Source organism: Bartonella sp. AC130YNZD (genome assembly GCF_042196865.1).
In the GTDB taxonomy this organism is placed as follows: domain Bacteria; phylum Pseudomonadota; class Alphaproteobacteria; order Rhizobiales; family Rhizobiaceae; genus Bartonella.
The window spans coordinates 90088-105828 of the sequence record NZ_JBHIQZ010000004.1; the positions used below are offsets into that span (position 1 = coordinate 90088).

At 39.5% G+C, this 15741-nt stretch carries 10 protein-coding genes; 5 read left to right on the forward strand and 5 right to left on the reverse strand.

Features of this window, described 5'->3' with window-relative positions:
• Positions 1 to 4: 4 nt before the first annotated feature.
• From atpA to ACFINU_RS02890, 3 genes are all read right to left on the reverse strand, one after another.
• Positions 5 to 1540, reverse strand: a complete 1536-nt coding sequence (gene atpA, locus ACFINU_RS02880) for a F0F1 ATP synthase subunit alpha (RefSeq protein ID WP_375617835.1) — start codon at positions 1538 to 1540, stop codon at positions 5 to 7.
• A complete protein-coding gene (gene atpH / locus ACFINU_RS02885) occupies positions 1540 to 2121 on the reverse strand; it encodes an ATP synthase F1 subunit delta (protein ID WP_375617834.1) in 582 nt (193 codons plus the stop codon). Before atpH ends, atpA begins: the two co-directional genes overlap by 1 nt.
• Positions 2122 to 3151: 1030 nt before the next feature.
• Complete coding sequence (locus ACFINU_RS02890) at positions 3152 to 5359, reverse strand: primosomal protein N' (protein ID WP_375617833.1); 2208 nt, start codon at positions 5357 to 5359, stop codon at positions 3152 to 3154.
• A gap of 523 nt (positions 5360 to 5882) precedes the next feature.
• Here ACFINU_RS02890 and ACFINU_RS02895 point away from each other — a divergent pair.
• Both ACFINU_RS02895 and fsa read left to right on the forward strand, forming a co-directional pair.
• Positions 5883 to 6053, forward strand: coding sequence for a hypothetical protein (locus tag ACFINU_RS02895; RefSeq protein WP_375667350.1), 171 nt, complete (start codon positions 5883 to 5885; stop codon positions 6051 to 6053).
• Between the two features lie 364 nt (positions 6054 to 6417).
• Complete coding sequence (fsa, locus tag ACFINU_RS02900; protein ID WP_375617831.1) at positions 6418 to 7071, forward strand: fructose-6-phosphate aldolase; 654 nt, start codon at positions 6418 to 6420, stop codon at positions 7069 to 7071.
• On the opposite strand, the gene ACFINU_RS02905 is transcribed toward fsa, so the two are convergent.
• Positions 7068 to 7658, reverse strand: coding sequence for a hypothetical protein (locus tag ACFINU_RS02905; RefSeq protein WP_375617830.1), 591 nt, complete (start codon positions 7656 to 7658; stop codon positions 7068 to 7070). The genes fsa and ACFINU_RS02905 overlap by 4 nt on opposite strands.
• A complete protein-coding gene (gene leuS / locus ACFINU_RS02910; protein WP_375617895.1) occupies positions 7645 to 10287 on the reverse strand; it encodes a leucine--tRNA ligase in 2643 nt (880 codons plus the stop codon). Before leuS ends, ACFINU_RS02905 begins: the two co-directional genes overlap by 14 nt.
• A gap of 165 nt (positions 10288 to 10452) precedes the next feature.
• Between leuS and ACFINU_RS02915 the strand changes: the two genes are divergently transcribed.
• The 3 genes from ACFINU_RS02915 to acs all read left to right on the forward strand — a co-directional run bounded on the left by ACFINU_RS02915 (position 10453) and on the right by acs (position 15645).
• Positions 10453 to 11142: a YggS family pyridoxal phosphate-dependent enzyme gene (locus ACFINU_RS02915; RefSeq protein WP_375617829.1), complete on the forward strand. Its 690-nt coding sequence runs from the start codon at positions 10453 to 10455 to the stop codon at positions 11140 to 11142.
• 1106 nt (positions 11143 to 12248) lie between these two features.
• On the forward strand, positions 12249 to 12563 hold the full coding sequence (locus tag ACFINU_RS02920; protein WP_375633465.1) for a hypothetical protein: 315 nt from the start codon (positions 12249 to 12251) through the stop codon (positions 12561 to 12563).
• Positions 12564 to 13701: 1138 nt separating this feature from the next.
• On the forward strand, positions 13702 to 15645 hold the full coding sequence (gene acs, locus ACFINU_RS02925) for an acetate--CoA ligase (RefSeq protein ID WP_375617827.1): 1944 nt from the start codon (positions 13702 to 13704) through the stop codon (positions 15643 to 15645).
• Positions 15646 to 15741: the final 96 nt, after the last annotated feature.

The window sequence follows — 15741 nt, forward strand, 5'->3', positions numbered from 1 at the left end:
TTCATCACGAGAAATTTTTCGCATAAGTATTAAGAACAGTTATCAACTTATCTTTCAGCTCATCTGTTATTTGCTTTTGCTCAGCAATTGCCTTTAAGAGATCTTGATAATCACTACGCAAAAGCACCAAAAGTCCCTGCTCAAACCGCGCAACATCAGAAACCGCCAAAGCATCAAGATAGCCATTCACACCCGCGAAAATAACCACCACCTGTTCTTCTGTTTTGAGTGGAGAAAATTGCGGCTGCTTCAACAGCTCTGTCAAGCGCGCACCCCGATTTAACAGACGCTGGGTTGACGCATCCAAATCAGAGCCAAACTGCGCAAAAGCTGCCATTTCACGATATTGCGCCAATTCACCTTTAATCGAGCCAGCAACTTGCTTCATCGCTTTAATTTGTGCGGCAGAACCAACACGCGACACAGAAAGACCAACATTTACAGCAGGACGAATTCCTTGATAAAATAAATTAGTCTCTAGAAAAATTTGCCCATCAGTAATCGAAATCACATTTGTAGGAATATAGGCAGAAACATCATTTGCTTGCGTTTCAATAACCGGCAAAGCTGTCAATGACCCAGATCCATTTTCCGCATTCAACTTCGCAGCCCGCTCTAAAAGACGCGAATGAAGATAGAAAACATCTCCCGGATAAGCTTCACGACCTGGAGGACGACGCAATAAAAGAGACATTTGACGATACGCCACCGCCTGTTTTGACAAGTCATCATAACCAATCAAAGCATGTTGCCCATTATCACGGAAATACTCACCCATAGCACACCCAGCAAGAGGTGCAATAAATTGCAGTGGTGCTGGATCAGAAGCGGTCGCTGCAACAATAATAGAATATTCCAGCGCTCCACGTTCTTCTAAAACTTTAACGAATTGTGCCACCGTCGAACGTTTTTGACCGATAGCCACATAAATACAATAAACTTTGTCTTGCTCTCGTCCTGCCCCTTTTTCATGAAAAGGTTTTTGATTTAAAAATGTATCGAGCAAAATTGCTGTTTTTCCTGTTTGGCGATCACCAATCACCAATTCACGCTGCCCCCGTCCAATAGGAATAAGTGCGTCAATCGCTTTCAATCCGGTCGACATCGGTTCATGCACTGACTGACGCGGAATAATTCCAGGCGCCTTAACATCAACACGACGACGCTCCGTTGCTTTAATGGGACCCTTCCCATCGATAGGGTTTCCCAACGCATCAACCACACGTCCCAGCAAAGCGGGGCCCACAGGAACATCGACGATAGCGCCTAACCGCTTTACACAATCACCTTCACGAATATCACGATCTGAGCCAAAAATGACCACACCAACATTATCAACTTCCAAATTGAGTGCCATACCACGCACACCGTTTGGAAAGGCGACCATTTCCCCTGCTTGGACATTATCCAAACCATAAACGCGAGCAATACCATCCCCTACAGAGAGAACCCAACCAATTTCTGAAACCTCAGCCTTTTGGTCAAAGTTTCTGATTTGCTCTTTTAGAATTTTTGAAATTTCAGATGGTCTAATATCCATCAGCTGACCTCTTTTTTCAATGCAAGCTTAAGTGAAGACAATTTTGTGAGAAGAGACGTATCAATTTGAGACGACCCCACACGAACGATTAATCCACCAAGAATTGTTGGATCCACAATGATGTGCAGCAAAACTTTTCCTCCAACAACACCTTCCAAAGCCTCACACAACTCTTGTCTTTGTTGAGAACTTAAGGGGCGCGCAGAAACAATTTGCGTAGTAACCTGCCTACGAGCGCGTGCAACACAATGCTGGAAAGCACGTAAAATACCAAATACGGCACTAAGCCTACGGTTTGTTGCAATAACGCGTAAAAAATTACCAATGACCTGCCCTGCGTTTTTATCAGCAAATTTGATGTTTGCACAAACAGATTGCATCACCTTAATTTGCTCTTTAACTGAAAAGAATGGACTAAGCACAAAGCGTTTTAAATCCTTATGCTCCAAAACAAGCAAAAGATCCTCTACTGCCTTTTCAACCTTTTCAACGTTCCCAGCTTCTTGAACGCAATCAAAAAGCGCTTGCGCATAGCGTTGATCTACCAACGGCAGCGGTATGAGAGAAAATGAATCCGACACGAAATACCGCCTCTTTCCCTTGAGCTACTCTCTGATAGTTATCAGATGAAATGAAACAGACATTCTCAATCTTAAGAATCTTTTTCTTAAAACCTAGAACAAAAATCACTTGGTTTCTAGCATAGACATAGCCGACTCGCAACACTACAAATCGCTGCTTTTTAAAAATTTTAATAAAATATTCAAAATATTTTTGAAAAGCATTTTTTTTAGATATACAGGATGGCATCACAGTTTTTTTATGCCTCTTTTTGACATTCTCTGAGCGATTTTTTCACTCTCTTTGATTTTTCTTCAAATGCCCTTGCCACCATAATAAAACACTTCTTCTCTAAAAAACACTCCCTTTATCACCACAAGACCTTTAATGAGATGCAGCTGCGATTGAAAAAGTCTATTATTTCAAACTGATAAGAAAGAAAAAAACAATGAATATCCTCCTAAAAATTAAAGAAAACATTGATCTTTTTTCTTCAAATACCCACTCCTTTTAAAAAATTTCACCAAGTAATATTTTCTTGTAAGCACACTCTTTAAATATACAACATATTGATTTATAATGATAATATATCATTTTTCATACCGGATAAGCTCCAAATATCGACAAATTCTCTCTTTTCAAATTTTTTTATCAAAATCACGCCCTTCATTAAGCCCGCGTAGCTTCACTTTATATGGCACTATATTGCACTGATTTTAGAAGAAGCATAGATCAATATTAATTTGAACCCGAATAGAATTGGATACTTTTGGTGTACAGCTAAGCATTTTCAGCCCTTATAAAAAGAATCCGCCTATCAAAAGAATACTGTCCCTAACACAAAAAAGGAGTAAAAGCCGAAATGATAGCGCCCTCGAAGAAGAGAGGCGCTTCTGCTGGTTCTATCACAAAGATATTTTTTCCCGTGGCTCTACTTAATGCAATGTACATATATCATATTTTGCTGCCTGGATGCTTATTCTGAATAATACTAAGAGTTCAAGTAAAGCACCTTAAGCAAAGAGATCTTTACTTTATGTGATACTGGTTTTAGAAAAAACTTTGCGGATCAATATCAATTTGAACCCGAACGGAACTGGGCATTTTGGGTGTACCGCTAAGCATTGCATGTATAAACCCTTGTATATCAAAAGAACGCTGTCCTTGCAACAAAAGCCGAAAACGATAACGCCCCCGAACCAAAGCCAAAGGCGCTTCTGCTGGTCCCATAACCGAGATATTTTTTTCCCGTGGCGCTGCCTGACGCAATGCGCGCGCATAATGTTCTGCTGCTTGGCGCTGTTGTGAAGAAACAATCAAAGAGGCAAGCCGCCCATAGGGGGGCAAATGATAATGCTGACGTGCTGCAATCTCACGTGTGTAAAAATCTTCTGGCTGGCATGCAAGTAAGGCTTTGATGACCGGATGATCTGGTTGATAAGTTTGCAATAATCCTAAACTTTTCAATCCCACACGCCCTGCTCTTCCGGTAACTTGAGAAAGCAGCTGATAGGTACGTTCACTTGCGCGTAAATCGCCATTGGCAAGACCAAGATCAGCATCAATAACACCAACCAGCGAGAGCTTGGGAAAATGATGTCCTTTAGCAACCAACTGTGTTCCAATAATAATGTCCACATCGCCATTGGCAATGGCTTGTAATTCGCTTCGCAGCTGCCCAATCCCTCCTTTGAGATCCGTTGAAAGGATCAATGATCGCGCCTGAGGAAAAAGCATTTGTGTTTCTTCGGCAATTCTTTCCACACCCGGTCCACAAGCCACGAGATGATCTAATGTCCCGCATTCAGGACAGGCTTGAGGAAGTGGTTCATGATATCCACAATGATGACATTTCAGTTGCCCTTGCGCACGATGTTCGACCAACCAACTTGAACAATCGGTACAATGAAAACGATGTCCGCAAATTCGGCATAAAGTTAAAGGTGCATAACCACGACGATTAAGAAAAAGAAGAGCTTGTTCGCCCTTATCAAGCGTTTGTTTTAAAGCTCTTTCAAGAGAAAAGGAAATAAAGCGCCCCTTTTGCACCCCTCCTTGGCGCATATCAACCACCCGCAACTGTGGAAGTGCAACTTCTTTAAAACGGGAAGGTAAATGTACCTTTTGATAACGCCCTCTTAAAACATTGGCTTGGCTTTCAATCGACGGTGTTGCTGAAGATAAGATAACAGGAAAACGCTCAAAAGAGCCCCGTGCAACAGCCATATCACGCGCATGGTAAAAAATACGCTCTTCTTGTTTATAAGCGCTATCATGTTCTTCATCGACAACAATCAAGCCAAGCTCATGAAAGGGAAGAAAAAGCGCTGAACGAGCCCCCGCAACGACACGCACCCGCCCTTCTGCAACTTGCCGCCAAACGCGTTCTCTACGACGTGGTGTCAAATCAGAATGCCATTCCGCTGCCGCAGCGCCAAAGCGTGCATAAAAACGATCTAAAAACTGCTGTGTTAAAGCAATTTCCGGCAATAAAATTAAAACCTGCTTGCCCCCTTTGAAGGCTTGAGCGACCGCTTCAAAATAAACCTCTGTCTTTCCTGATCCCGTAACACCATCAAGCAAAAAAACTTGAAACTGAGAAGATAAAACACCTTCCCGCAACATTGTTGCTGCTTCATTTTGCGCTCCCTGCAACTGAGGAGGACAAAAATCAGAATCAGGCATGCCCACAAGATCAGGAGCAGGAACCTTAACATCTTCAAAAATTCCTAGCGCTTTTAAACCTTCAACAACAGAAACCGAAGTTCCAGCCGCATGTGCCAGACCAGAACGTGTCCATATCTTCTCACTGCGCACCAATTCCAAAACCCGTGACCGCGCTGGTGTGAGACGTTCTACATTTCCACCACAATATCGCAAACCCAGCATCTGTGCTTCCGGCTCTAAAGCAGCGGGTACAGACAAAACCAATCGTGCAACAAGACCAAAAGGCGCCATTGTATAGCGACTAACAAAACGCAAAAATGTGATCATTTCTGCCTTTAATGGGGGGCAATCAAAAACATGAAGCAGAGAGCGTAATTTTTCACGCGCCACCAAACCAGACCTTTGCCCATCTGCTGTCTTCTCTCCAACATCCACAACAAAACCGCAAAGCTCACGCCCCATCACCGGAACCCGAACAAAAGAACCAATTTCCACCTCCATAGAAGACGGAACTTTATAACTATAAGCATGCGCAACAGGAAGAGGAACCAATACAGATACAATCTCTTCCTCTATCACGTTTGAATGCATCTTTTAAACCAATCTACGACCTCTTGAGCACCAACAGGTCTACACCTTATCTTTAAACACTCTTATAAAATTCATTGCAGGATTCAATCTCTCCCCCCTATCACAACATTTTTCTCACAAAAATTCTTTTTAATACTCATTTCATCACCAAAGTGCCAATAAAAAAACCAATCTCATCGTCTATAATAAAAAACTCTATAGCAAAAAAAACAGCGCCATTCTTCTGTGCAAATAAAGCTCATCACTATAAGCATTCAACATGATATTGTAAGTGCGCTCTTCAACAAAGCTATCCCATAGTGTAACTTCTTCCCAACACACACGTTTATTTTTTTACCGCCTCATATCTCAATTTATCTTCAACAAACTGATTTATAAAGATATAATCATCATTTTACCTATTGTAATAAAACCCTCAATACGATGAATTTTTCTCATTTCAGCCCCATCGAGGAACATTTGTAAATCCTTATTAATGAGAGAGTCTCCCATGATTTTAATTACAGGGAGAATAATATCGCAAATGGAACCGTTACAATATTCACCTTGGCTTTGTGCCAAAACGTGGAAACACGTGCGTACATCTTTCAGCTTGATTGAGAATCAAGCAACAATACAAGTAGCACAAAAGCGTATTGTTGAAGAATGGGTAACACAGAATAAATCCATTCGCTTTCATCAAAAACAAAGTTAAACATCCCCCCTGAAAAAGGAAGGTATCTTATGATGCACTCTCCAATATCAAGAGCAATCGCAAATAGGAAATGAGCAAAGTGTTTGATAATGCTAGCTTATTTCCATAAATATAAAAACACCGCTACGCAAAGATGCCAATACGCAAAAATGTTGGTACGCAATGAATTCTATGCCTTATCACGAGTAACACTATGAAATGGATGTGGAAACGATAAATCATATTTCTTTACCGAAAACGAGTACATGATTAACACCATAGCATTCTTGTTCTGTACATAGAGATTAATTCTTTCTCTTGCTTTTGCAGTCAACAATAGCGCATAACAAAAAATAAGATAAAAGCTAAAAAGAAGAGGTTAGAGATGAAGTTTTTTGTGGATAGCGCCAATATCGAAGAAATTCAAGAGTTACAGAATTTAAGCCTTGTTGATGGTGTTACCACCAATCCCTCTCTTATCCTAAAATCAGGACGCAATATTCTTGATGTCACAAAAGAAATTTGTGCTCTCATTAGCGGACCTGTTTCTGCTGAAGTTGCAGCAACGGAATTTGAAAGCATCATGAAAGAAGCAGCTGTTTTAGCAAAGGTTGCCGACAATATTTGTATCAAGCTTCCTTTAACACTCGATGGATTAAAAGCCTGTAAAGCCCTCACAGCAGCAGGACTAAAAACAAATCTCACACTTTGCTTTTCTGCCAATCAAGCCTTACTTGCTGCCAAAGCAGGCGCGACATTTGTTTCGCCTTTTATTGGTAGACTGGATGATTGCGGAAATGATGGAAGTGAACTGCTTCATGAAATTCGCACAATTTATGATAACTATAACTTTGAAACACAAATCTTGGCCGCTTCAATCCGCACCGTTAATCATGTCAAAGAAGCAGCACTCAGTGGTGCTGACGTTGCAACAGTTCCACCAGCAATCTTAAAAGCACTGGTCAAACACCCTCTCACCGACAAAGGGTTGCAAATATTCCTCGACGACTGGAAAAAAACAGGACAAAATATTGCTTAATATCTAGAATTTTTATTGGAAAGATCTTTTGAAAGTAACAAAAAGATCTGTTCAGCCAACTCTTCCGCAACACGTTTTTTTGCATCTTCTTCTGCTTGCAGCGTTGCATATTCTTGACGAAGTCGCTCAAAAGATGCATTCATCATTGCTGTTCCTTTTGCAACAAGAGTATTTTTCATATCCTGCAAAGTATAAGAAGCTCTGCTCATAACAGTTCCAACAGAAGGTCGTCCCTTTCTCTTTTTCTCGAAATCAACCTCTATCTGCATCGATTCTCTTGTAAAGACGGATATCTGCAATGCCAATCGATAAGCAGGTAGAGAAGGTTTACCACCATTTCCATACAAAAGAAACAGCAGATGATTGCGCACCATTTGACCAAAACAATCCGAAGGTTCTTCCACAACAATAGAAGCAAGCTTTTGCGCTAACCCCAAAGAAAATTGTTCAGAAGAGTGCCCAGAAACAGAATTCATTGTCATTGCACTCTGCAACTCTTGACGGTAAAGCGGTTCAACTTTGCATCCACACAACAGTGTAAAGACACAAGCTAAAACAACAAGCAGAAAACTTTTAAAGAACGACATTCACAATCCTTTGTGGAACAATAATGATTTTTTTCACAGGCTTTTCAACCAGCTGTGCCTTTACAAAATCTAAAGCCAAAACCGCTTCTTTAATCATCACCTCATCAGCAGTTGCTGCAACGCTCACCTCACCGCGTTTTTTACCATTAATTTGTACTGGCAAAGTATAGCATTCCGCAACGGTTAACGCACGATCATAAACAGGCCAAGAAAGCGCAGATATTAAATTTTTTCCCCCTAAAGCAGCATGACATTCTTCTGCTAAATGGGGCATCATTGGTGCAATCATAGCAAGAAAAAAATCCATGGCTTGACGTAAAGAAGCTTTCATTTCATCGTCAACACTTTCTATCCTATTTAACAACGGTGCCATAATATTCAAGAATTCATAAAGGCGTGCAATAGCCCGATTAAAAGCGAATTTTTCCAAATCATCTTCTACAGCGCAAAGCGTGCGATGTGCAACCTTTGAGAGTTCCAAAGCCGCCCCCTGATGCCCTGCACAAGGCGCCACATCCTTTAAAATAGAAGCACTCACAGCCACATGGCGCCAAACACGCTGTACAAAGCGATGTGCACCTTCAACACCAGATTCTGTCCAAATGACATCCCGCTCGGGAGGAGAATCTGACAACACAAACCAGCGCACAGTATCAGCGCCATAGGATGCGATAATATCATCAGGATCAACGACATTCTTTTTTGATTTTGACATTTTCTCAATCGAACCAATTGTTACTTCACTTTGATCGGTTAATTTATAAGCACACCGCTTTCCATCTTTTTCAACAATGGAAATATCCGCTGGAGAAACCCACCCTTGATCATCTCGATAGGTTTCATGCACCACCATACCTTGAGTAAAAAGCCCCTTAAAAGGCTCATCTACCGTCACATGACCGACCAATTTCATAGCACGCATAAAAAAGCGCGCATAAAGAAGATGCAAAATCGCGTGCTCAATTCCACCAATATATTGTTGCACAGGCAACCATTCAGCTGTTGCTCGTTTATCAACAGGTTCCTGCGCAAAAGGAGCCGTAAAGCGTGCATAATACCAAGAAGAATCAACAAATGTGTCCATGGTATCGGTTTCGCGTTTGGCAAGTTGACCACAAGAAGGACAAGTAACATTTTGCCATGTTTCATGCCGCGCAAGAGGATTGCCCGGTTGATCAAAAGTAACATCATCAGGCAACACAACTGGTAAATTAGCACGTGGAACAGGAACAACCCCACAAGTTGTACAATGGATCATCGGAATGGGGCACCCCCAATAACGTTGACGTGAAATCCCCCAATCACGCAAACGAAATTGCACTGTTTTCTTCCCTTGCGGTTGCCCATTGAGCATTTGTTTTTCAAGCTTTTTAGCAGCTCCTTCAAAAGCTTGTTGGGGTGTTAAACCATCCAAAAAGCTGGAGTTGATCATCACCCCATCACCCGTATAAGGTGTTTCAGTAATAACAAAATCTTCTGCTTGCTCTCCTTTTGGTAAAACCACCGGTTTTATTGGAAGATCATATTTACGCGCAAAATCGAAATCTCTCTGATCATGAGCTGGACAACCAAAAACAACCCCTGTTCCATAATCCATAAGCACAAAATTTGCGATATAAACAGGAATATGTACTGTTGAATCGAAAGGATGAACTGCCAAAAGGGGCGTGAGAAACCCTTGTTTTTCAGCTGTTTCAAGTGCTGCCGTTGTCGTTCCACCACACCGACAATTTTCAATAAAATCACTCAACGCTTTGTCTTTTTTTGCCAAAGCTTGTGCAATAGGATGATCAACAGACAGAGCCAAAAAGGAGGCACCAAAAAGTGTATCAGGACGCGTTGAATAACAAATAACCTCATCAAATTTCTCACAAACATCATCAGCATCACCTGTCGACTTTAAAGCCCAACGAATCAGCAAACCTTGTGATTTTCCAATCCAATTTTTTTGCATGGTGCGAACTTTTTCTGGCCATTGGTTCAGCTCTTCAAGCCCTGCCAAGAGATCTTCACTAAAGTCGCTAATTTTGAAAAACCACTGCGTCAACTCACGTTGTTCCACCAACGCACCAGAACGCCATCCCCGCCCATCAACAACCTGTTCATTGGCCAAAACAGTATGATCAACAGGGTCCCAATTCACCTTAGCCACTTTACGTGCTACCAACCCCTTTTGATAGAAATCAAGGAACAACATTTGTTGGCGGTGGTAATATTCCACATCACAAGTTGCAAATTCACGCGCCCAATCGAGTGAGAGTCCTAATTGTTTTAATTGCCCGCGCATGACCGCAATATTTTGATAGGTCCAAGTTTTAGGATGCACTTTACTTTGCAGAGCAGCATTTTCAGCCGGCATACCAAAAGCATCCCACCCCATGGGATGAAGCACATTAAATCCCTTTGCGCGTTTATAGCGTGCAACCACATCCCCCATGGCATAATTGCGCACATGCCCCATGTGAATACGGCCAGAAGGATAAGGAAACATTTCTAAAACATAATATTTTTCACGAGCATCTTCTTGAACAGTCTGAAAAATTTTCTTTTCATCCCAAATTTCTTGCCATTTTTTTTCTCTCGCACGTGGATTATAGCGTTCGCCTATATTATAATGTCCAATTGTCATTCCCATTATACTCTTTTAATAAAACAGAACCAAAAACTTGTTTTATTATGCTTGACCATGGATTAACCTCATCGTCAACATTTTCGTGAAATATTTCCCTAAGTATTTTATAAAACTTTAAAAAAACCGACCAACTCTTGAACAAAAAAGGTAAAGCACAAAAATATGAATACACAAACGCCCCTCGATGCCCCTTCCATTGAAGCATGGCAAAACCTTCAAAAAGACATTGCTAAAACATGTCAAGAACTACAACGCCCCGTAGAAGAAATTGAACTTATCGCTGTTTCAAAAACTGTTTCTGCTGTTGATATACGACCCCTTTTGCAAGCAGGACAATCTTTGTTTGCAGAAAACCGCGTACAAGAAGCGGCACAAAAATGGCTCGAGTTACGTCAACAATTTGAAAATATTAAACTCCATCTCATCGGTCCCCTACAATCAAATAAAACGGCAGAGGCGGTAAAACTTTTTGATGTCATCCAAACGGTTGACCGTGAAAAAATAGCCAAAATTTTATCCGAAGAAATGGAAAAACAAAAAAGGCATCTTCCCTGCTATGTTCAGGTCAATATTGGATTAGAACCGCAAAAAAGTGGTGTTGCACCGCAAGAAGTAATCCCTTTTGTCAACCAATGCAAAAACAACTATGGACTTGATATCATCGGTCTTATGGGCATTCCCCCTGTCGATGAAAACCCCGGACCCTATTTCGCGCTCTTAGCAAAATTAGCAAAACAAGCAGATCTTCCAAAGCTTTCCATGGGTATGTCCAGTGACTTCAAAACCGCTCTACAGTTTGGCTCTAACGTCCTTCGCATTGGCTCTGCTTTATTTGGAAAACGCCCTGTGTAAAGCAATTTCCCCTCATATAAATTCATTCCCCCTTCATATAAATCTCCCTTGAAAATTCTACAAACAAGCCAAAAACAGCAGAAATGAGAAAAAATATTTCCTTCAATATCAATAAAAGAGCAATTCTAGCAAAAAAGATCTCAGTCCCTCTTTCATCCTGTTAGCAAAATAAGCAAAAAAGCTGGTCTTCTCAAATTTCTCACCGGCACATCCACAACACGTACAATAGATTTAAGATAGCATTGCAATTTGGCTCTCATATTCTCGCACATTGGCTCTACTTCACCTCCCCTCTGACCGCCTCTCCAGCAAAAGCAACATAAAAAATAAATCCTTATATAAAAGCAAAATGATAAGAGGAGCGTTGCGCATGAATGAAAAAACTATCGCGAAATAAATAATTGCAAAAGAATATTCAATACGATTATCACAATGATTTCCATTAAAAATCATGAATTCTCTTAAACTTCTCCAACACGCGTAAACAATTTCCCCACATGCCAATGGCGTAAAACAGGCAAAAAAGAGGCTTATGGCTGCATAATACAGTAATAAAACTCTTTCATGTAAGCCACTTGAGAAAAATAAACATCTCAAATACCCAATAGAGCACCAAGAGCCGCGCTAAACAACATGAATAGCAATCTATAAGGTCCAACGATAGCATAGAGGCTTTCTATGCTCTACAAAGCGTAACATACGATCAATATTCGCCTGAAAATAAAAGAATGAATCCCGTTCATATGCACATAATACATGCAGGCAAAACAATGGCAATGAGATCGATCCCAATAACGATATTTCTTTATCGTTCTCATAAACAAAGAGAAAAACACCAATTTTTTTCAGATGCACATTTTTCTAATTTTAAACATCAATTAAGAAAAGATATGGTGTCATTTCTTATATTTTAAACAATTATAATTAATATTATTATATTTTTAAGAATAAAAATTCATATATACATAATTTATATATTATTTATACAGTATTTTTATTGTTATTTTTAAAGTTTATCTTTGATATTTTTCTAAAAATACGCGATAGTCATTTGAAATGTATCATTGTGATACTACTTTTAATGTAGATAATTAAGGAGAATTAATATGTTTGGTTCATTCAACACATTCGGTCATATGGCGACAAAGCCTTCTTTTGGTCATTCGCACAATTCAAGACCTTTTCATGGAATATCAAAACATACTCATGGAAATGCATGTAGCTTTAATGGTTTTGCTAATAACATGATTTCACACGCCTCTACACTAGGAGCTCAGGGAGGGCTAACAGGAGCAGCAGGGGGAGCTCTGTTTGGAGGACTAGGAGGTGCTCTTACAGGTGGAACTGTAGGTTTGGGAGGGGGGCTCATTGGAGGTGCTATTTATGGCTTTGGACAGTCAGCTTGGAATTGTTGGTTCTAATTTATAAAAAGTAGCTACAAAGATATCTCTGAAGATAAATAATTCTGTAAATATATTCGAAAGAATATACCAAAATTAAATATCTACATCTGTGGATAAAATAGTTTTCGGAGATATCTATTGTGAATCACATCTTATAATCAGGATTTTGTTATAATGAATATTCTTTATGAAATCATAAGACTGTTTTGCATTCTCATTGTATTCATCCCTATATATACTATTGGTTTAAAAAAAATTGGTGGCTACAGTTGGAAACTATCTATAAAATCAACATTATATACAGTAATTCTGTTCATTATTTCTGATAGTTTATGTAGATACTTCGGTTTATATTAATTATTTATCGGATGAGTTTCGAGTATACTGAACAAATTTTTTCATAAGTATTTATTAATCTCATTACTATAACTAGGATTTTGTTATAATGGATATTCATTATGAAGTTGTAAGAATGTTTTGCATGTTAATTATAATTACTCCTATAATTGCCATTTCTTTTAAAATATTCAATGGCGTAGGTTGGAGATTGTCTATTATAATGGCATTATCGTCATTTATTATGTTCTTTATTTCTAATTTTTTGCGTAGATATTTTAGTTTATATTAATCTTTATTTGATGAGTTCCAAGTACACTGAATAAAGTAGCGATGGTGCTATTAATGAGTGATTATGAGTTACAATGACAGATTTTACTCATAAAATTATTGAATCGCTTATAGCAACGTTTTTTTCTGGTTTAATATATATTTTTTATTATAAGTTTATTTATTATAGTTGGAAAGATTCTCTAAAAAAATCATTATTAATAAGCTCAATATTCTTTCTTGTTAGTCTTTTATTTAACGATATTGGTTTATATCAACTTTTGAGAAATATTTTATAATAGACATTTTTTAAATGTCTTAGTGTGTTTATAAAGAGCTCTATACCGCAATAGGTTTTGCTATATTTGAGTATCCTAAAAACATAGAATACCCTCTTTAATATCATCACATCAGATTTAAAAATTGACTATTCTAATCTTTGTCATTTAGTCTAACCTCACAATGAAAAGCTTTTGGGAAAACTCTGCCACAAATATAACCATACAAAAATACAGCGGCAGATTTTTCCAAACAATAAAAAGAGGGAAACATGACTGAAAAAATTTATCCAATATCAGAAGAGATCAAAAAAAATACTTTACTTGATGAAGAAACTTATCAACAATGGTATCGAGAAAGCATCAATGATCCAGAAAGCTTCTGGGCAAAACACGGTCAACGCATTGAATGGTTTAAACCTTTTACAAAAGTAAAAAACACTTCTTTTAACGGAGATGTCTCCATTCAATGGTACGAAGATGGGATAACAAATGTTACCTATAATTGCATTGATCGCCACCTGAAAATCCATGGAGACAAAATCGCGCTCATTTGGGAAGGAGATAATCCTTATCATGATAAAAAAATAACCTATAACGAGCTTTATGAACATGTTTGTCGTTTTGCTAATCTTTTGAAAAGTCGTGGCATTAAGAAAGGCGATAAAGTAACCATTTATCTTCCTATGATTCCCGAAGCAGCCTATGCTATGCTTGCTTGTGCTCGCATTGGAGCCATTCATTCGGTTATTTTTGCAGGCTTTTCTGCTGAAGCAATAGCAGGACGCCTTGTTGACTGTGAATCAACCTTTATGATTACCGCTGATCACGGCTTGCGTGGCGGCAAACGGATTAACTTAAAAGACAACGTTGACCATGCTATTGAGATAGCAGCGCGCCAAAACGTGCATGTGGACCAAGTCATGGTTATACGGCGGACTTGTGGACCCATTCAATGGATAGAGGGACGTGATTTTTGGTACCACGAAGAGATAGCTCATGCCAAAACAGCTTGTCCACCAGAACCAATGAACGCTGAAGATCCGCTTTTTATTCTTTATACTTCAGGCTCAACCGGCAAACCCAAAGGTGTTTTGCATACCACAGCAGGCTATCTTGTTTTTGCCGCGATGACACATCAATACGTTTTTGATTACCACCCCGATGAAGTTTACTGGTGTACAGCTGATATTGGTTGGATTACCGGTCATTCTTACTTGGTTTATGGACCTTTATGCAATGGTGCGACCACTTTAATGTTTGAAGGCACACCAACCTTTCCTGACAAAGGAAGATTTTGGCAAATTGTCGACAAGCATCAAGTCAATACACTCTATACCGCACCAACAGCTATCCGCGCCTTAATGGGAGCAGGAAATTCGTTTGTTGAACACTCAGACAGAACGTCGTTGCGTCTTTTAGGCACGGTAGGCGAACCGATTAACCCAGAAGCATGGGAATGGTTTTATCATATAATTGGAAATGACCGTTGTCCGATTCTCGATACATGGTGGCAAACGGAAACAGGAGGGCATATGATCACGCCCTTGCCTGGTGCACCCCCCCTCAAAGCAGGATCAGCCACACGTCCTTTTTTTGGTGTTCAACCCCAAATTGTTGATGCCCAAGGCAATATTTTAGAAGGTGAAGCAGAAGGCAATCTTTGTATCAGTGATTCATGGCCAGGACAAATGCGCACGCTTTATAAAGATCATGAGCGCTTTATTCAAACTTATTTTTCCTCCTATAAAGGAAGATATTTTACAGGCGATGGTTGTAGGCGCGATAGTGACGGCTATTACTGGATTACAGGGCGGGTTGATGACATTCTCAATGTCTCGGGACACAGGTTAGGAACTGCTGAAATTGAATCAGCCCTTGTTTCTCATCCCGCTGTATCAGAAGCAGCTATTGTGGGTTACCCGCATCCCATTAAAGGACAAGGAATTTATAGTTTTATCACCTTAATGGAAGGGACAGCGCCGAGTGAAGAGTTACAAAAAGAGCTTATTAAACATGTAAGACAAGAAATAGGTTCTATTGCCATATTGGATAAAATTCAATTTTCCCCACAGCTTCCCAAAACGCGATCAGGAAAAATTATGAGACGTATTTTACGAAAAATCGCCGAAAACGATTTTGATACTCTCGGAGATATCTCAACTCTTGCCGAACCACAAGTTGTTGAAGATCTGATTGCTAACCGACAAAATTAAAGAACCCACGAAGAAATATAACATACGGTGGTTTTTGTTTTTTTTGCTAAAATTATCTCAGCATTATTACGAAAACCACCGAGGAGAATAAAAAAC